19 protein-coding genes are annotated in these 18,694 nt (G+C 57.0%); 12 read left to right on the top strand and 7 right to left on the bottom strand.

What is annotated here, in order from left to right; translation table 11 throughout:
- Positions 1-4: 4 nt before the first annotated feature.
- The 4 genes from ACR0CE_RS13690 (at position 5) to ACR0CE_RS13675 (ending at position 4,118) form a co-directional block, all read left to right on the top strand.
- Positions 5-1,267, top strand: coding sequence for an FCSD flavin-binding domain-containing protein (locus ACR0CE_RS13690; protein WP_480488031.1), 1,263 nt, complete (start codon positions 5-7; stop codon positions 1,265-1,267).
- Positions 1,268-1,347: 80 nt separating this feature from the next.
- On the top strand, positions 1,348-1,782 hold the full coding sequence (locus ACR0CE_RS13685) for a DUF302 domain-containing protein (protein WP_480488033.1): 435 nt from the start codon (positions 1,348-1,350) through the stop codon (positions 1,780-1,782).
- A gap of 1 nt (position 1,783) precedes the next feature.
- Complete coding sequence (gene hemA, locus ACR0CE_RS13680; RefSeq protein ID WP_480832959.1) at positions 1,784-3,007, top strand: 5-aminolevulinate synthase; 1,224 nt, start codon at positions 1,784-1,786, stop codon at positions 3,005-3,007.
- Between the two features lie 52 nt (positions 3,008-3,059).
- Positions 3,060-4,118 carry a YeeE/YedE family protein gene (locus ACR0CE_RS13675; RefSeq protein ID WP_480832957.1) on the top strand — a complete coding sequence of 353 codons (1,059 nt, stop codon included), beginning with the start codon at positions 3,060-3,062 and terminating at the stop codon, positions 4,116-4,118.
- A 1-nt stretch (position 4,119) separates the two neighbouring features.
- Here ACR0CE_RS13675 and ACR0CE_RS13670 read toward each other — a convergent pair whose 3' ends face one another.
- The 3 genes from ACR0CE_RS13670 to ACR0CE_RS13660 form a co-directional block, all read right to left on the bottom strand.
- On the bottom strand, positions 4,120-5,064 hold the full coding sequence (locus tag ACR0CE_RS13670; RefSeq protein WP_480832955.1) for an MBL fold metallo-hydrolase: 945 nt from the start codon (positions 5,062-5,064) through the stop codon (positions 4,120-4,122).
- Positions 5,061-5,990 (bottom strand): MBL fold metallo-hydrolase, encoded by a 930-nt coding sequence (locus ACR0CE_RS13665; protein WP_480832953.1) that lies wholly within the window; start codon positions 5,988-5,990, stop codon positions 5,061-5,063. The genes ACR0CE_RS13670 and ACR0CE_RS13665 overlap by 4 nt, the downstream gene beginning before the upstream one ends.
- 300 nt (positions 5,991-6,290) lie before the next feature.
- Positions 6,291-7,136, bottom strand: coding sequence for a LysR family transcriptional regulator (locus ACR0CE_RS13660; protein WP_480832951.1), 846 nt, complete (start codon positions 7,134-7,136; stop codon positions 6,291-6,293).
- 86 nt (positions 7,137-7,222) lie between these two features.
- On the opposite strand from ACR0CE_RS13660, the gene ACR0CE_RS13655 reads away from it, so the two are divergent.
- Positions 7,223-7,690 (top strand): c-type cytochrome, encoded by a 468-nt coding sequence (locus ACR0CE_RS13655; protein WP_480559064.1) that lies wholly within the window; start codon positions 7,223-7,225, stop codon positions 7,688-7,690.
- A gap of 14 nt (positions 7,691-7,704) precedes the next feature.
- Entirely contained in the window at positions 7,705-8,601 is an 897-nt protein-coding gene (locus ACR0CE_RS13650; protein WP_480832949.1) for a c-type cytochrome, read from the top strand.
- 83 nt (positions 8,602-8,684) lie between these two features.
- On the opposite strand, the gene nagA is transcribed toward ACR0CE_RS13650, so the two are convergent.
- From nagA to ACR0CE_RS13630, 4 genes are read right to left on the bottom strand one after another with little or no spacing between them, the layout of a single operon-like run.
- Positions 8,685-9,818 carry an N-acetylglucosamine-6-phosphate deacetylase gene (gene nagA, locus ACR0CE_RS13645; protein ID WP_480832947.1) on the bottom strand — a complete coding sequence of 378 codons (1,134 nt, stop codon included), beginning with the start codon at positions 9,816-9,818 and terminating at the stop codon, positions 8,685-8,687.
- Positions 9,815-10,843 (bottom strand): SIS domain-containing protein, encoded by a 1,029-nt coding sequence (locus ACR0CE_RS13640; RefSeq protein WP_480773802.1) that lies wholly within the window; start codon positions 10,841-10,843, stop codon positions 9,815-9,817. Before ACR0CE_RS13640 ends, nagA begins: the two co-directional genes overlap by 4 nt.
- 29 nt (positions 10,844-10,872) lie before the next feature.
- The gene (locus ACR0CE_RS13635) at positions 10,873-11,628 is read right to left on the bottom strand and encodes a GntR family transcriptional regulator (protein WP_209597491.1); all 756 of its coding nucleotides are present in this window, start codon (positions 11,626-11,628) and stop codon (positions 10,873-10,875) included.
- Positions 11,625-12,503 carry a glucosamine kinase nucleotide-binding domain-containing protein gene (locus tag ACR0CE_RS13630; RefSeq protein WP_480832944.1) on the bottom strand — a complete coding sequence of 293 codons (879 nt, stop codon included), beginning with the start codon at positions 12,501-12,503 and terminating at the stop codon, positions 11,625-11,627. The genes ACR0CE_RS13635 and ACR0CE_RS13630 overlap by 4 nt, the downstream gene beginning before the upstream one ends.
- A 166-nt stretch (positions 12,504-12,669) precedes the next feature.
- On the opposite strand from ACR0CE_RS13630, the gene ACR0CE_RS13625 reads away from it, so the two are divergent.
- The 6 genes from ACR0CE_RS13625 (at position 12,670) to ACR0CE_RS13600 (ending at position 18,691) form a co-directional block, all read left to right on the top strand.
- Positions 12,670-13,557: an N-acetylmuramic acid 6-phosphate etherase gene (locus tag ACR0CE_RS13625; protein ID WP_480832942.1), complete on the top strand. Its 888-nt coding sequence runs from the start codon at positions 12,670-12,672 to the stop codon at positions 13,555-13,557.
- 24 nt (positions 13,558-13,581) lie between these two features.
- Positions 13,582-14,835, top strand: a complete 1,254-nt coding sequence (locus tag ACR0CE_RS13620; protein WP_267366202.1) for an ABC transporter substrate-binding protein — start codon at positions 13,582-13,584, stop codon at positions 14,833-14,835.
- 66 nt (positions 14,836-14,901) lie between these two features.
- Positions 14,902-15,816, top strand: coding sequence for a carbohydrate ABC transporter permease (locus ACR0CE_RS13615; RefSeq protein WP_209597484.1), 915 nt, complete (start codon positions 14,902-14,904; stop codon positions 15,814-15,816).
- Positions 15,817-15,828: 12 nt separating this feature from the next.
- Entirely contained in the window at positions 15,829-16,668 is an 840-nt protein-coding gene (locus ACR0CE_RS13610) for a carbohydrate ABC transporter permease (protein ID WP_267366204.1), read from the top strand.
- Entirely contained in the window at positions 16,665-17,699 is a 1,035-nt protein-coding gene (locus ACR0CE_RS13605) for a Gfo/Idh/MocA family protein (RefSeq protein WP_480832940.1), read from the top strand. The genes ACR0CE_RS13610 and ACR0CE_RS13605 overlap by 4 nt, the downstream gene beginning before the upstream one ends.
- A complete protein-coding gene (locus ACR0CE_RS13600; protein ID WP_480507645.1) occupies positions 17,696-18,691 on the top strand; it encodes an ABC transporter ATP-binding protein in 996 nt (331 codons plus the stop codon). Before ACR0CE_RS13605 ends, ACR0CE_RS13600 begins: the two co-directional genes overlap by 4 nt.
- Positions 18,692-18,694 lie beyond the last annotated feature (3 nt).

Raw genomic sequence — 18,694 nt, 5'->3', positions numbered from 1 at the left:
CGCGATGACACTCGACAGACGGACATTTCTGGGAACCGCAGGGGTACTTGCTGCCGGGCTGTCGGCCCCGATGGTGCTGGCGCAGGGCAAGCCCCGTGTCGTGGTGATCGGGGGCGGGGCAGGCGGCGCAACCGCGGCGCGCTATATCGCCAAAGACAGCAAGGGTGAGATTGATGTCATTCTGATCGAGCCGTCCAAAACATATTACACCTGTTTTTTCTCGAACCTGTATCTGGGCGGGTTTCAAGAGCTTTCGGACATTGCGCACAGCTATGGCACGCTTGCCGCAAAATACGGTATCAACGTGGTTCACGATTGGGCCGTGGGTGTCGACCGCGACGCCAAAACTGTCTCATTGGCGGGTGGCGGATCTATTCCTTATGACAAATTGATCCTGAGCCCGGGTATCGACTTTGTCGACGGCGCGGTCGAGGGGTGGGATGTAACTGCACAGAACAAGATGCCGCATGCGTATAAGGCGGGCTCTCAAACCGAGCTGTTGAAGGCGCAGGTTCTGGCGATGCCCGAAGGCGGAACCTTTGCGATGGTCGCACCACCGAACCCGTTCCGTTGCCCGCCCGGACCTTATGAGCGGGTTTCGATGGTTGCGCATGTTCTGAAGGCGAACAATCCGACAGCGAAAATCATCATTGCTGATCCGAAAGCCAAATTCTCCAAGATGTCTTTGTTCCAGGAGGGGTGGGCCGACCACTACGAAGGCATGATCGACTGGATCGGAGAGGATTTTGGCGGCGGCAATGTCTCGGTCAATCCGGATGCCATGACGGTGACCATCGACGGTGAAGAAACCAAGGTCGACGTCTGCAACGTGATCCCGGCCATGAAAGCCGGGCGTATTGCGGAAATGGCCGGTGTAACCGATGGCAACTGGGCACCGGTGAACGCGGCGGACATGTCATCGAAAGCTGATCCTGACATCTATGTTCTTGGTGATGCCAGCCAGCAAGGTGACATGCCGAAATCCGGTTTTTCGGCCAACAGCCAGGCGAAAGTCTGTGCCAATGCGGTTCGTGGCGCATTGACCGGATCAAAGATCTTCCCGGCCAAGTTCTCGAACACGTGCTGGTCGCTCATTGATACGGATGACGGGGTCAAGGTCGGTGCGACTTATGAGGCGACGCCTGAAAAAATTGCCAAGGTGGATGGCTTTATCAGCCAAACCGGCGAAGATTCCGACCTGAGAAAAGCAACCTACCAAGAGTCGCTGGGTTGGTATGCTGGTATCACATCGGACATGTTCGGCTAAGAAACGCCAAGGCTTTGACCGGTGTCAAAGTCTTGGCGGTGAAATCTGAAGAAATGTGGTTCAGGAGGAGGAACATCATCATGAAACACTTTATCGCATCAGCCGCACTTTCAGTTGTATTGGCAAACCCGGTTATTGCTGAGGAGGTCATTGCCGTTCCCTTTGACGGGAGCTTTGATGATGCAACCTTTGCCGTTGAATCAGCAATTGTTGGGCAGGGGCTGGTTATCGATTATGTGAGCCATGTTGGTGACATGCTGAATCGGACGGGGGCGGATGTCGGCAGCGACAAGCAGATTTTCACAGCCGCTGAAATATTTATCTTCTGTTCCGCAAAGCTCTCGCGCGAGATGATGGAGGCCGACCCGATGAATATCGGCTATTGCCCCTACGGGATCTTTGTGGCCGAGGACGAAGGCGGTGTCAAAGTGGGCTACCGAAGCTATCCTGACGGACCGATGGAGAAAGTCGAAGCCCTGTTGGCCGGTATTGTAGAAGAAGCCGTTGGAAACTGACATGGACTACCAACAGTATTTTCGTGACCAGTTGAGGCAATTGCAGGACGAAGGAAATTACCGGGTCTTCGCCGAGCTTGAGCGTCATTGCGGAGCATTTCCAACTGCACACAACCACGCAGAAAACGGACCTGAGAAAGTCACTGTCTGGTGCTCGAACGACTATCTGGGAATGGGTCAGCATCCAAAGGTTCTGGCAGCCATGCACCGGGCGATTGATAGCTGCGGCGCAGGGGCTGGTGGGACCCGGAATATTTCGGGGACCACGCATGAGCATGTTCTGCTTGAGCGCGAGCTTGCAGATCTGCATGGCAAGGAAGCAGCGCTGCTATTCACGTCCGGGTATGTTTCAAATTGGGCTGCTTTGGGAACTCTGGCCTCTCGAATTCCCGGTATCACGGTTCTGTCCGACGAATTGAACCACGCGTCGATGATCGAGGGTATCCGCCACAGTCGTTGCGCAAAGCGGGTCTGGAAGCATAACGATTTGAAAGACCTTGAACGACATCTCATGAACCTGCCGTCCAACGCGCCAAAACTGATCGCGTTTGAAAGTGTGTACTCGATGGATGGCGATATAGCACCAATAGCCGAAATCTGCGATCTGGCGGATCGGTACGGCGCGATGACCTATCTGGACGAGGTTCATGCAGTAGGGCTGTATGGGCCGCGTGGTGGTGGCATCGCCGAACGCGAAGGGTTGATGGATCGCCTGACGGTCATCGAAGGCACGTTGGGCAAAGCGTTCGGCGTGGTTGGTGGATACATCGCGGCGTCAAAGGAACTTGTCGACTTTGTCCGTTCTTTTGCCAGCGGATTTATCTTTACTACCGCATTGCCCCCGGCCGTCGCCGCTGGTGCCGCAGCGTCCGTACGGCACCTCAAACAAAGCAATGAGGAGAGGTGTCTGCATCAACAACGCGTATGCGAGGTTCGAGGCAGGCTGGACGCTTTGGGCATACCGCACACACCCAATCCAAGCCACATAATCCCGGTCATGGTCGGCGATCCGGTTAAGTGCCGCTTTATCTCGGATGTCTTGATGCGCGACTACGGGATTTATATCCAGCCGATAAACTATCCCACTGTCCCAAAAGGCACCGAACGTCTTCGGATTACGCCTTCACCTGTACATTCGTCAGAAGATGTAACCCTGTTGGTCGAGGCATTGGGTGCGTTGTGGACACAGTGCCAGCTTGCGCGCAAACCGATGGCCGCACAGTGAGAACTTGACGGAAGGCAAAGACGGACACGTAAAGAGGTGAGAGTTTTTGTCTATGGAACGCCTCATCGATCTGCTGGGAGATTCGGGCACATTGGCTGTCGCCGGTTTGCTTGTTGGCATCCTGTTCGGAGTTACCGCTCAGAAATCTCATTTCTGTTTGCGGGCATCCACTGTTGAAGTCGCCGAGGGCGAGCTTGGGCCCCGTCTGGCCGTCTGGCTGATCGCATTCACGTCGGCGCTGACCCTGGTTCAGGGGTTCGTTTCGATTGAATGGCTGGATTTGTCCGGGGCGCGATCGATTGCGTCGACTGGCAGCTTGAGTGGGGCGGTGATCGGCGGTCTGATGTTTGGCGTCGGAATGATTTTGGCGCGCGGATGCGCGTCGCGCCTGTTGGTGTTGGCCTCATGCGGCAATCTGCGGGCAATGGTGACAGGGTTGGTTCTGACGTTGGTCGCGCAAGCGGCTTACACAGGTGTGCTCAGCCCCGCGCGCGAGGCGCTGTCCGGTCTTTGGACGATCACAGGTGGCAATGCGCGCGACCTTTCGGCACTACTTGGTTTTTCGCCTATCGCATACACAGTCTTTGCCGCAGGGACATTTGTTCTGGCCGTCGTGTTTGCAACGCGCCAGCAGGTGACAGTGACAAAGATTGTCACGGCAGCCGGAGTTGGTGTCGCCGTGGCGCTTGGCTGGTTGATGACATTTGCGATTGCGCAAGCCTCCTTCGAAGTCGTGCCGGTGTCTTCGGTCACGTTCACCGGCCCGGCAACGGACACATTGATGGCGCTGGTGGCCGAACGGAACATTGCGCTGTCCTTTGGCATTGGTCTGGTTCCGGGCGTTGCAATTGGCGCCGCTGTTTCTGCAGTTCTTTCCGGCGAGTGGAAGATCGAACAGTTCGGCCCGGATACTCCGATGGAGCGTTACCTTGTCGGGGCCGTCTTGATGGGCTTTGGTGCAATGTTGGCAGGTGGCTGCGCCGTTGGTGCCGGATTGTCCGGGGGATCGGCCTTGTCGCTGACTGCGTGGCTTGCCGTCTTCTCGATGTGGGTTGGGGCCGTCGCCACCCATCGGATGATGATGCGAATGCCCGTTCTTCGGCGGTCCTGACTTATTCGAATTCCATCTGTTCGTAGACCCGACCCGCGTTTTTCGTGGCCAGTTCTTCGAACGTGTCCAAATGGGCATAAGGGCTTTGGTCGACGTAATAGGCCTCGGCCAGATCCCCGCCTGCATCCATATGTTCCTGGATCTTTGCGCGCAGGTAGACAAGATAGTCGCGTGTATACCGGCGCACCTGATCCATGTTCGTAGGATGACCGTGCCCGGGGATCACATATGTGGCTTCCAGTGCTTCGAACTCATTGTCCCAGGTCTCAAGCCAATCTGCGGTGTAGGTGTCCTGAAAGATCGGCAGCATACGTTCGTGAAATGCCATGTCACCGGCAATGACAAGGCTTTGATTGGGCAGCCAGATCGAAATGTCGCCGGGGCTGTGCGCAGGTCCAAGATGTTTGGCCTCGATGCGAAAATCGCCGAGTTCGACAACGTATTCATCGTCAAACGTTTCTGTCGGACTGGACAGAAACGTTCCTTCTGCCTTGTCCTTGTTATATTCCTGCATCCCTTCAAGGATTTGCGGCCCATATTCTTCGAATTCAGCCGCCGCATCTGAATGAGCGACGATGGGCACCCCAAGTTCCGACCAGTAGGCGTTCCCCAGCATGGCGTGCCCCTGACCGTTTTCGTTGAAGACAAGCTTCACGGGCTGATCCGTGAGCGCTTGAATCTCCTTATGAAGCGCTTCGGCAAGCACATAGGCCGCGCCACCGTTGATGACGACAACGCCCTCCCCGGTCACGATAAAGCTGAGGTTGTTGTTGTGGCCCGAATTCTCATAGGTCGGGGGTGCGGTTGCACCGATGGCGGAAAAGACGCCGGGAATAAATTCGACAGGTTTCGAGTAAAGAACGCTCTGCGGGTACTGGTCTGCAATATCCTCGCTGGCCCAGGTTTGTGTGGCCAGGGAACAGGCAATCAACAAAGCGCGCATCATGCAGGCTCTCCAATAAATCGATAGGTCGAACCGGCCTTTTCGACACGGCCAATTCCGCCATTTGGCAAATGGAATCCAATAACCTTCATTTGGGCATGAGAAATCTGATCCAGCAGCGATTTCCGGGCACTTGCCGCGGCGTCAGGGTCCTGATCCGTACCGCTGCGCCAGTCCGGACGCTCGAACGCGACGTGCGGATTGCCGAGCGCATCGCCGACGACCATCACCGCGTCACTGCCTTTGCGAATTTCGAACGCCATATGTCCGGGCGTGTGCCCGAAACTAGCGCGTGCTGCGATACCGGGAAGGATTTCCTGCCCGTCATCAAAGAACGCAACCATGTCTTCGATGGCTTCCATGCGCCGCTTTGCGCCCACCGCGAATGCCGTGCGGTCGGCTCCTATCGTGTCAACGGTTGCAGGGTTCCACCAATAGTCCCATTCCTTGCGGCCAAGATGATATCTGGCATTGGGAAAGAGGGGATCTCCGAAGTCGTCCAGCACACCCCAGATGTGATCCGGATGAGCATGGGTGAAAACTACTTGCGTGACCTCATCCGGAGACAACCCGACGGCGTCCAGAGTTTCCGGAAGTTTGCCAGCGGTTTGCATGAAATCCGGCCCGGCCCCAACGTCGAACAGTATGGTATTCTGGTCATCGCGATAGAGCACAATGTTGCACTCGGGCTCGTAGCTGGTCAGATCTGCCTGATAGCGGTTCAGAAGTTCTGTCAGCTCTGCCTCGGGCATTGCCCCAAAGACCATTTCGGGCGGCAATGACAGATTCCCATCTGACAAAGTTGATATCCTTGCCGATTGGCCAAGTGTCATTTCCGCAATCGCAAAGCTGGGTCGCAGGCAGAGCGCCGCCAGACATGCGCCTTGGGACAGGAAGGTCCGCCGGGAGAAATTTGGGTCTCTGTTCATACAAAATCAATAAGATGAATGTTTATATTTGTAAATGATGAATGGCACGGGCGGCACATTCTCTCTGGGGCTTTTCACCACTTGCGTTGGAACGTTCGCAGCAAGGTGTCGCATATCTGGCCCTTCCTAAAGTACCTTTGACACGTCTTGGCGAAACAGATTTAGAAACGACTACCTGGAGCGGCGGTGAAAACCTGAGCATCGTGGCGCAGGACGTCTTGTTGCGGGTGCAGGGCACCCGCCACGACTTGCTGGAGATTTCAACGCCAAATGACCCACCAATTCACTTTAGTTGTGACGTCATCCAGCCAGTGCGTGCGGCAGGTGTTCAAGCAAAGCCCGTTGCACGACCGCAAACCTTGGCGTGTGTGCGATTTCCTCAAGTGTCGCGACCCAAAGCGCAACCTCGATCCCGGGATCAATGTCGTTCAACCTGTGAAGCCGGGGATCAGCGTCGCCAATAAATGCAGGTAAGAAAGCTCTCCCCACACCGGATGCTACCATCTGCTGAAGCACCAGAAAACTGTCTGCTCCGTTTGTCATGTCATCGGCACGAACATGTTCAGCCAACCATTTGGCCGGGAGTGAACGGCTGAGGGCCCCATCAAGCCGCATCCATTTTTGGTTATGGGTACCGTCACTATAAACCCCGAAGCGCAACGTTCCTGCGCGCTCTCCGGTCAACCCTTCACCTAGTTGAACCGAAGGGCGGACAACGATATCCGCAGTTAACCTGGTCAGATCATGGTGGCTGTTACCGCTGAGGATCGTCAGTTCGAGGCTGGGATAGAGGGCGGAAATTGAGTTTAGTATCTGTGGCAGGATAAACTGGCAAAGGCTGTCCGTAGACGCGATACGCACATGACCCGCAGGCGAACGATTTGCGCCTACAACGGCGCGTTCGACCGAAAGTACGGCGTCTTCAACGCTTTCCATGGCGGACAGAATTGTTCTGGCTTCAGGAAGAACCGAATACCCCGACGGGTCTTTCCGAAAAACAGCGCAGCCATATCGGTGTTCAAAGGCTGCAACCCTGCGCAGGACGGTTGCATGTGCAACGCCCAGGGCTGTCGCCGCCGCATTCAACGAGCCGTGTTTGCTGACGGCGAGGGCATACCGAATATTGTCCCAATTGTCGTTGTTCATAAATGAACAGGTGAGGCCGAATAACAAACAATTACAAGAAAAATCGTTCAAGCTATCATATGGCACATTAAACAGGGAGCCACACCATGATGAAGAAATCTTCGATCTTTGCGGCAGGTCTTTTGTCCTTGGCCGTAGTTGGAACTGCAATTGCTCAGGATAGCGAAAACCCGGCTGTAAAAGCGCGGACTTCGATTATGCAGCTTTACGCTTTCAACCTTGGCACGCTGGGTGCCATGGCCAAGGGAGAGGCAGAATATGATGCCGAAGCGGCTACGCGTGCCGCAAATAATATCGTCGTCGTGTCGCAGATCGACCAATCCGCGATGTGGCCAGCCGGTTCGGATAATGTGTCAGACCCGTCCACCCGCGCCTTGCCCGCTATTTGGGAGAACTTTGCAGATGTCGGCGCTAAAGGGCAGGCACTGGCCGATGCCGCTGTTGCGATGCAGGCTGCGGCAGGTCAGGATGTTGAAGCCCTGAAAGGGGCGATGGGTCAGCTTGGCGGAGCTTGCTCTGCCTGTCACAAAGCTTACAGAGCACCAGAAAATTAAAGGAGTATTGATCAGTGCGGCGCATTCTACTTTTCGCCGTTCTAGTCATGCTTATGGTCGGGTTGGCCGGTTTGCTGCTAACCCGGCCGCAAAGAGTTGATTCGGCACAGTTGGCCGGTCTGACCCCCGACGTGACCAGAGGGGCGTCTGTTTTCTATTCAGCAGGATGCGCCTCATGCCACTCGGCCCCGGATGCCCGCGCGGAAGGAAAGCTTGTTCTAGCAGGCGGGCGCCGGTTTGAAACGGATTTCGGTACGTTTGTAGCTCCAAACATCTCCAGTGATCCAGACACCGGAATTGGATCATGGTCCGTGCTGGATCTGGCCAATGCCCTGAAACACGGAACAGGACCAAAGGGACAACATTATTACCCGGCCTTCCCCTATACGTCTTATGCCAAGATGACGGTCGAGGACGTCGCGGTGCTTCATGCGTTTTTGAACACCCTGCCTGCCTCTGATGCGGCAAGTATCCCGCATGACGTTGGTTTCCCTTTCAATATCCGGCGCGCGCTGGGGTTGTGGAAATTTCTGTTTTCAGGCTCGGGCTGGGTGGTTGAAGGTGATTTGACCGATCAGCAAATCCGGGGCCGGTATCTGGTGGAAGCATTGGGGCACTGCTCAGAATGCCATACACCACGAAACAGACTGGGAGGGTTGAAGCGGGATCTTTGGCTGACCGGAGCGCCAAATCCGAATGGCAAAGGGCGCATCCCCGGTCTGACCACTGCCCAGCTTGACTGGTCTGAGGCTGACATCGCTGAATATCTGAAATCCGGTTTCACACCGGATTATGACAGCGCCGGAGGCGAAATGGTCGAAGTTATCGAGAACACCTCGAAACTAAGCGATGAAGACCGATTGGCCATTGCTGCTTACCTGAAATCCGTTCCCGTTCAGAGAATTGACTAATGGTTGCAGAAACTCTGGATTTTGTCAGTGCAGGTCTTGTGGCACTGGTTCTGAGCAAAGCAAAAAACGTTTGGTGTGCTGGGTCAAACCAGCACGTCTACGTTGCTCAGATCTCTGGCAATACGGATCAGCGGGCATTGCTCACCTATGGCCAGCCGACCCGCGTCGGTTAATCCCATCACTTCGGCGGGTATACGAGTTGCGGCTGCCAATGCGTCTTCCAGCGGCACTTCTACTTGAGTGGTCAGGACACGCAGCGCTGTGGTCAAGTCCAGATCAGCCCCCGCCAAAGTACCATCAGACAGTGTCAAACGCCCGTCTTTGCGGGAGATGCGGCGGCCTTCCAGTTCGAACATGCGCTGGTCCGTGCCAGCTGGTGCCATCGCATCGCTGACCAGAAATATCCGGCCCGGACCCCGCTTGGCGGCCCAGGCTGTGCGCATGGCTTCAGGGTGAACGTGAATGCCGTCAGCGATCAGTCCGGCGTTCAATCGACCCGAGGCCAGAACCGCCCCGACAAGCCCCGGAGATCGATTGCCCAGTTGACTCATGGCATTGAACAGATGCGTCACGCAGGACGCACCGGCCTTGGCATAAGACAGGCAGGTATCAAAATCCGCATCACTGTGGCCCAGCGATACAACGGCACCGGCCGAGACCAGCGCTTTTACCTGCGCAATTGATACGTTTTCAGGCGCAACCGTCAGCATCAATGCGGGCAGGGCATGCGCAGCCGTGACAAGCGTCGTCAGGTCTTCGTCATCCATGGGGCGGATCAGGGCTGCATCATGGGCACCTTTCCGAGCCACCGAAAGATGCGGCCCTTCCAGATGCAGGCCAGCGATCCCCGGAACACCCGCAGAAATCGCGGCCTTGATCGCTTCGATGGCGGCGCGGGTCTTGGCTGCGGTATCCGTGATCAGGGTGGGAAGGATCGAGGTTGCACCAAGCGTCCGGTGCGCCTCGGCAATGCGCGCAAGCGTTTCGACAGACGGGGCGGCGTTAAACATCACTCCGCCGCCGCCATTCACTTGCAGGTCAACATAGCCGGGGGCCAGTATGTCGCCTTGCAGATCGACAAGCTTGCAAGCGTCTGTATTCACGTCAACGCCTATGTCAGTGATGCGGCCAGCCTCCAGCCGCAGCGCGGCACCGTCGTGCAATTTGGTGCCGTCAAAAACAAGCCCGCCGTGGTAGATGGTCGCCTGGCCGCTCATACCGTTTCCGTCACTTTTCGCAGGTGACGTGGCGCGTCCGGGTTGATCCCGCGTTGTACAGCGACCTGCTCGACCATTGAATAAAAGGACACGATGGCGGCTACCGGGTCCGTCAGCCAGTGATCCGTGCGGACATGAGGCAGTACCTCGGCCTTTGTGACCATTGGGCTGGTGGCAAATACCTGTGCCCCCTTGGCCGCGAGCGTGTCGGCAACCTCGGCCAACAGCGGCTCTGCGGGATCATTGGCGGCAAAGGCAATAACCGGAAATCCGCCTTCCACGATCGAGACAGGGCCATGCAGCACCTCGGCCGAGGAATAACTTTCGGCATGGATCTGGCAGGTTTCCTTGAATTTCAGCGCGGCCTCGTTCGAGATCGCCACGCTTGGTCCGCGACCAAGCGTATACAGCGAGCTTTGGGTGACAGCCGCCGCCGCCCTGCTCCAGTCACACCGAGTCGCGGCATCAAGGTGCCTGGGCAGGCCACGCAGCGCAGCCAGAAGATCTTTGTCGTCTTTCAGTTCCGCCAGCAGCCAAAGCCCGGCAACCAGCGAGGTCACGAAGGTTTTTGTCGCCGCTACACTAAGCTCGGGGCCTGCGTGCAGCGGCAAAGCCGCCTCAGCCGCCAGTGCAAGGGGGGAAGATGGGTCATTTGTGATTGCTACGGTGCTGGCCCCGGCCTTTCGGGCACTTTGCGTAAGTTGCACGATATCCGGGCTTTTTCCTGATTGTGAAACAGAAAGGCAAAGCGCCCCGGCCACATGCAGGTCAGCGCCATACACTGACGCGACCGATGGGCCGACGGATGCCATCGGCAAGCCAAGAAGCAATTCACTTGCGTATTTCAGAAAGGTGCAGGCGTGGTCTGAAGAGCCACGCGCCGCCGAAATCATGAACTTCAGCCCACCGTTCCGGGCGACGTCCGCTGCTGTGCTCAGGGCGTCTCCGCCATTGCTGAGTAATCGCTCAACAGCGACAGGAATTTCTTCGATTTCCTGACGCATCAGGGTCGTTTTCGGGGTCATCGGGGCAGCCTTTCCATCAGAATCGCAGATCATGGAGTAAGTCGCAGCTCAGCCACAAAGTCATAGGCATCGCCGCGATAGTTGGATTTTGTGAATTCGGCGACGCGCCCGCCTTCCAGATGGGAAATCCGCTGGATGCTCAACCCTGCCGCGCCTTCGGCGACACCAAGCAGAGCTGCATCTTCAGCCTCAAGATTTACGGCGGAAATCTTCTGGATGGCGCGAACAGGTCGGCAGCCGCTTTCTTCCAGTAGATCATAGAGTGAGTCGCGCACGGCAAGCGGATTTGGCAGAATGTCCAATGGCAACGAGGCACGTTCGACTGCCATGGGGCGTCCACCAGCCTCTCGCAGGCGGCAAATGCGCGCCACCTGTCCGTCAGCGGGCAACCCGAGCACCGCCGTTTCCTCGGGTGATGGCAGAAAAACGCCCCGTTCCAACCACTTGGAGGTTGATTCCATGCCGCGCAGGCGCATGTCCTCGCTGAACGAGGTCAGATGCGAAAGCGATTGTTCCAGTTTCGGTGCGGCGTTCCGTACGAAAGATCCGGAACCCTGCCGCTGCACGATTGCGCCCTGTTTCACCAGTTCCTGAATGGCCTTGCGCACGGTGACCCTGGACAGGCCGGTAATCTCGGCGATCTCGCGCTCGGGCGGCAATGAGGAATTCGGGGGCAGGACACCAGCGTCGATGCCTTCCTCCAGTCGCTGACGCAGCCGGACATAACGCGGCCCGCCGCTGTTTTCGAGCCAGTCGTCAGAAGCCAGAAAAGATGCTGCGTTCATGCCGAATGCTCCACTTGAAAAGCCCGGGCCAAGGCGATGGCCCCGTCGATAGGCGCACCTTTGGGCTCTGTTACTGCGCCACGCGCACGATCCGGCAGATACGCCTCGTAATGGGGGCCAATACCCCCGGTCAGGCATAATGGCATGGCCGGGGTCCAGCCCATTGCTTCCAGTGCCCGCAAAAGATGCGCGGCGCCTTCGCGCATAAGCGAAACCGCCCGTTCATCCCCTGACCTCGCCGCCGCTGTCACCTGTCGCGCAATTTGGCCGAATTCATGAGGTTGGGCCGCAGCCGCGAAAGCGACAATGCCGCTTGTACTGCCAAATTCGTTCAGCAAGGCCTCGGTCAGGTTGGAAATTGAGACCAGCCCGTCCCATGCATCCAGCGTAACGGAAAGCGCTCTGCGCCCAATCCACTGAGCAGAAGCCTCATCCCCCAGCACAGAGCCCCAGCCACCGGCAAAGCGTCGGCCGGCTTGCGATTGCAGGGCCAGAAACGAACCCGTCCCGCAATGGGCGATTGCACCATCGGTTGCCTGATGCGCACCCGCCAGCGCAGGGTGACGATCATCCTCGACCAGTATCCTGTCCAACGGCAAATCCGCGGCTACTCGCTGGGCGATCTGTTCGCCGGTAACACCGGCCAGTCCAAAATACGCCGGTACCGGTCTCAGGGTGTCGGGCTGAACATTGAGCTTGGTTGCAAGCATCTTCAGGCCGTCTTTCAGCCGCACAATCGCGCCGTCATAATCGCTGGCGACGTTGGCGGGGCCAACCTCGACCACCAGCCGCTGCTCCCCATCGTCATAGGCGATCCGACAGGTTGTTCCGCCGCCGTCTGCTGCGATGATTGGATTGTTTTTCGACCTAAGCATGATGATACCTATATAATGCCTATGCTGAATTGTAAATGCCAAAGTAAATCCAATAAGGGCAGAAAGATCGAAAATACATTGAAAAATAAGGCCAATAGCGGCTGAAAAAAAATTAGTGGACAAATGGTATTGTATAGGTATGCTTTCTGGCAACGAGGAGAAACACGTGCTGCCACACATCACAGAACAACTCCACCCGGACGCATACGATTTGGGCAACCGACCGCTGGAAGAGGCGGCGCTGACCCTGTCCAGGGGTCAGCAGGAAGCGGCCGGTGCCCCACAGGGCGCCCTGCGTGCGATTTGCGACGGTGCCGACGCCATGGCCCGCAGTCTGGCATCAGGTGGTTCATTGTATTACGCGGCGGCGGGGTCTTCGGGGCTGATGGCTGCGGCTGATGCAATGGAACTGGGCGGTACTTTCGGCATTGATGAAAACCAAGTCCATATCCTGATGGCCGGAGGGTTGCCGCAATCCGCGCATATGCCCGGTGGAACCGAGGACGATACCGATGGGCTGATCGACGGGCTGGCCGTGCTTACGTGCAACGATACGGTCATTGCTGTCTCTGCCAGTGGCACCACCCCCTATACACTTGAGGCCGCGCGACTTGCGCGTGCCGCGGGTGCCAGCACGATCGGGATAGCCAACAACCCGGGCAGCCCGCTGTTGGCGCAATGCGATCACGCGATTCTGCTTGCCACCCCGCCTGAACTGATTTCAGGCTCAACCCGAATGGGCGCCGGTACAGCCCAGAAAATCGCGCTGAACATGCTGTCCAGCCTTATGGCAATCAAGTTGGGTCATGTTCACGAGGGCATGATGGTCAACCTGCGAGCAGACAACGCAAAGCTGCGGGCGCGTGCGACCGGCATCGTCGCCCGGATCGCCGGAGTTGATGCAGGCACCGCCCAAAACGCCTTGGCTGAAGCGCAAGGAGACACCAAATCCGCCATTCTCATCGCCGCTCGCGGCGTTTCACTGGCGGCAGCCAATGCGCGCCTGAAAGAAGCGGGCGGAGTTCTGAGCGCGGCACTGACACCTGATAAATAACTGCAAACCAAATGGGAGAGTACAATGAAACGTAATAGCCTGAAACTGGCCTTGCTTGGTGGGACGCTGTTAGCCTCTGCCGCCTATGCCGAGGACGTCACCCTGACTATCGAAAGCTGGCGTAACGATGACCTGACACTGTGGCAGGACCAGATCATCCCGGCCTTTGAAGCAAAGCATCCTGGCATCAAAGTCCAGTTCACGCCGTCTGCCCCAGCAGAATATAACGCGGTTTTGAACTCGAAACTTGATGCGGGGTCTGCCGGTGACCTGATTACCTGCCGCCCCTTCGATGCTTCGTTGGCGCTTTATGAGGCTGGTCATCTAACCGATCTGTCCTCGGTCGAGGCGATGAACAACTTCTCGGACGTTGCAAAGTCTGCCTGGCAGACGGATGACGGTTCGGCCAGCTTCTGCGTGCCGATGGCGTCGGTAATTCACGGCTTCATCTACAACAAGGACGCTTTTGCCGAGTTGGGCCTCGAAGTGCCGACCACGGAAGACGAGTTCTTTGCCGCCTTGGACAAGATCAAGGAAGACGGCACTTACATCCCAATGGCGATGGGTACCAACGACCAATGGGAAGCTGCCACGATGGGTTACAATAACATCGGGCCGAACTACTGGAAGGGTGAAGAAGGTCGTCAGGCGTTGATCGCAGGCGAACAGAAGCTGACCGATGAAGCCTGGACAGCCCCGTACGCAACGCTGGCCCGCTGGGGTGCGTATCTGGGTGACGGGTACGAAGCACAGACCTATCCCGACAGCCAGAACATCTTCACTTTGGGCCGCGCGGCCATCTATCCTGCGGGATCATGGGAGATTTCCGGCTTCAACGCACAAGCCGATTTCGAGATGGGTGCATTCAAGCCTCCGGTTCAGAACGCGGGCGACACCTGCTATATCTCGGACCATACGGATATCGGCATCGGCATGAACGCGGCCACGAAGAATCCTGAAGCCGCCGAAACTTTTTTGACTTGGGTCGCAAGCCCTGAGTTTGCTGAAATCTTCGGCAACGCTCTGCCCGGCTTCTTCCCGCTGTCGAGCACTCCGGTCGAGTTGCAGGACCCGCTGGCCAAGGAAATCGTCGGCTGGCGTGAAGAATGTGAATCGACTATCCGCTCGACCTATCAAATCCTGTCGCGCGGCACACCAAACCTCGAGAACGAGACCTGGGGTGCATCCGTTGCCGCTATCAAAGGTGCCAAGTCGCCCGAAGAGCTGGGTGCAGAACTACAGGCGGGCCTCGCCTCGTGGTACGCACCACATCAGTAAGCTGAACCATACCCGGGCAGCATGAGTTGCCCGGGTACGCCCGGCATTCCATCGAAAGCGCTCCCCATGACCCGCCCCCGCATCCGCTGGCATATCGTCGTGTTTCTGGCACCAGCCGTGCTTGTCTACACAGCGGTGATGATCTTTCCCCTGTTCAACACGCTCCGTCTGGCCCTTTACTCTGAAGTCGACCAGAGCCGCATATTTGTTGGACTGCAGAACTTTCAAACGCTGTTCTTCGATCCGATTTGGTCGGAACAGTTCTGGAATGCGCTGGGCAACAATTTCTGGTTCTTTCTGATCCATATGCTGGTGCAGAACCCCATCGGCATCGCGCTGGCCGCGCTTCTCAGCCATCCGCGCCTGCGATTTGCGGTGCTCTATCGGTCGGCGATCTTCATTCCGACAATCCTCAGTTTTGTGATTGTCGGGTTTGCATGGAAACTGATCTTGTCGCCCATCTGGGGCATCGCGCCTTCGATGCTGGACGCGGTTGGGCTGAAATCCCTCTTTGCCCCGTGGTTGGGGAAGGAGGAATATGCCCTGACCACACTGGCTTTGATTTCGGTCTGGCAGTTCGTTGGCATCCCGATGATGTTGATCTACGCGGCCTTGCTGTCGATCCCCGAGGAAATCCTGGAAGCCGGGGAAGTGGATGGCATCACCGGTACAAGTGCCTTTTGGAAAATCAAGCTGCCGCTGATCCTGCCCTCGATCGGGATCATCTCAATCCTGACATTTGTCGGCAATTTCAACGCCTTCGATCTGATCTATGCTGCACAGGGCGCTCTGGCGGGGCCTGACTTCTCGACCGATATTCTTGGCACCTTCATGTATCGCACATTCTTTGGCTTCCAGCTGCAATTGGGTGATCCGCATATGGGTTCGGCCATCGCTGGTGCGATGTTTGCAATCATCCTGCTGGGTGTCTGTGTCTACCTTTTCGGCATCCAGACCCGGATGCGCCGGTACCAGCTGTAAGGAGCAGATGACATGAACAAGGCCCGCTCCAACCCGCTAAACACCTTCGCGATGCATGGTGCACTGATCTTCTATACGCTGATCGCACTGTTTCCGGTTTTCGTGATCCTGATCAACAGCTTCAAGACCCGCAAGGCGATCTTTCGCGAACCGCTGGCGCTGCCTGATGCCGACAGTTTTTCGATGATCGGGTATCAGACAGTGATGAAGCAGGGGGATTTCTTCCTTTATTTCCAGAACTCTCTGATTGTGACAGTTGCATCCCTGACCTTGGTCCTGCTGTTTGGCGCAATGGCGGCTTATGCGCTGAGTGAGTACCGGTTCAAGGGCAACATGCTTATGGGTCTGTACCTGGCGCTTGGAATCATGATCCCGATCCGCATCGGCACTGTGGCCATCCTGGAAATGATGGTGGCGACCGGGCTGGTGAACACCCTGTGGGCGCTGATCCTTGTCTATACGGCGCAGGGCCTGCCCTTGGCGGTGTTCATCCTCAGCGAGTTCATGAAACAGGTGAGTGACGACCTCAAGAATGCGGGCCGCATTGACGGGCTAAGCGAATACACAATCTTCTTTCGGCTTGTGTTGCCGCTGGTGCGTCCGGCAATGGCAACGGTTGCCGTGTTCAACATGATCCCGATCTGGAACGATCTATGGTTCCCGCTGATCCTGGCTCCTGCGGAAGAGACCAAGACACTGACGCTGGGCAGCCAGGTCTTCATCGGTCAGTTTGTGACAGACTGGAATGCGGTCTTGTCAGCCCTTTCAATGGCGATCCTGCCGGTGCTGATCCTCTATGTGATCTTCTCGCGACAGCTTATCCGCGGCATCACGTCAGGAGCGGTGAAATGACCCGCGTCCTGATCGCAGGCCTTGGAAATATGGGGCTGAGCCATGCGCTGGCACATCACCACCACCCGGACGCACAGATTGTCGGGCTGGTGAACCGATCCGGCCGCGTGGATCACCCTGATCTGACGCGCTATTCGGTGTATTCAAGTTTTGAGGCCGCTCTGACCGAAACCAAACCGGATCTGGTTGTGGTTGCGACCTATTCGGACAGTCACCCGGATTACGCCTGCGCCGCGATGGAGGCGGGTGCGCATGTGTTTGTCGAAAAACCGCTCGCCACCAACGTTGCCGATGCGCAGCGTGTGGTCGAAACAGCAACGCGGCTGAACCGTAAGCTGGTGGTCGGCTATATCCTGCGCCACCACCCATCCTGGATGCGTCTGATCGCCGAGGCTCGCACTCTGGGTGGCCCCTATGTGTTCCGTCTGAACCTGAATCAACAATCCTCGGGTCCTGAGTGGGAGACGCACAAGGCCCTGATGCAGACCACGTCGCCCATCGTGGATTGCGGTGTGCATTATGTCGATGTGATGTGCCAGATCACCGACGCAAAACCCCTTCGCGTTCATGGCATGGGTCTGCGCCTGTCGGATGAAATCGCGCCTGACATGTACAATTACGGCCAGTTTCAGGTCGTGTTCGACGACGGTTCGGTCGGGTGGTACGAGGCTGGTTGGGGTCCGATGATGTCCGAAACCGCGTTTTTTGTGAAGGACATTGTCTCGCCCAACGGGTCTGTTTCGATCACCGACGGAAACAAGGGCGCGTCCGCAGACATCGATGGTCACACCAAGGTTGGTGGCCTTCTGGTTCACACGCCGCAGGGCGACAGGATTATCGACATGCCTGATGAGCCCGGCCATCAGGAACTGTGCGATGCTGAACAAGCCTATATGCTGCGCGCCATCGCCGAGGATATCGACCTGACCCGCCATATGTCCGACGCCGTACAATCCCTTGCCATCTGCCTGGCCGCTGATCAAAGCATCCGCACTGGCCAACCCGTTTCTCTTGAGGAGACCCGCCAATGACCGCCCTTTCACTGAAAAACATTCACAAATCCTTTGGCAATGTAGAGGTCCTGAAGGACATCAATCTTGAGGTTGAGGACGGCGAGTTTGTGGTTTTTGTCGGCCCCTCCGGATGCGGCAAGTCCACTCTTCTGCGCGTTATTGCAGGGCTTGAAGATGCCACATCGGGTGAGATCAGAATTGCTGGCGAGCAGGTCAATCTGACCCCGCCCTCGAAACGTGGCATCGCCATGGTGTTCCAGAGCTACGCGCTTTATCCGCACCTGAATGTACGCGGCAACCTGACCCTTGCCCTGAAACAGGAACGCCAGCCGAAAGCCGTGATCGACGAGCGCGTCGCCGAGGCGAGCCGGATGCTGGGGTTGGAGCCCTACCTTGACCGCTACCCATCCGAACTGTCGGGGGGGCAGCGCCAGCGTGTTGCAATCGGTCGTGCCATCGTTCGCCAACCCAAGCTGTTTCTGTTCGACGAACCGCTGTCCAATCTTGATGCTGCTTTGCGCATGAACACCCGGATCGAGATCGCAAATCTGCACAGGCAACTCTCGGCCTCGATGATTTATGTCACGCACGATCAGACAGAAGCGATGACATTGGCCGACAAGATAGTGGTGCTGCGCGACGGACGGGTGGAACAGGTCGGCAGCCCGATGGAGCTGTACAACAACCCGGCAAACCGCTTTGTCGCGGGTTTTCTTGGTGCACCGTCCATGAATTTTCTTCCGGCGGACAATCTGACCCCGGGCGATCCGCGCGAACTGGGGCTGCGCCCGGAAGACATCCGCCTGGAAAGCGGTGGGCCGATCGCCGGCACCGTTTCGCATGTTGAGCAATTGGGCGGTGATACCAATGTCATTCTGCAAACCAGCAACGTGCCAATTACAGTCCGTTTGTTTGGCCAGCATGCAATTGCCCCGGGTGACGATGTACAATTCGGGTTTGATCCCAACCGCGCATATTACTTCGGGAATGACGGGCAAAGATTACAGTAACGG

The sequence above is a fragment of the Ruegeria sp. L11 genome, from assembly GCF_056531755.1.
This window is presented reverse-complemented; position numbering and strand designations above follow the sequence as displayed.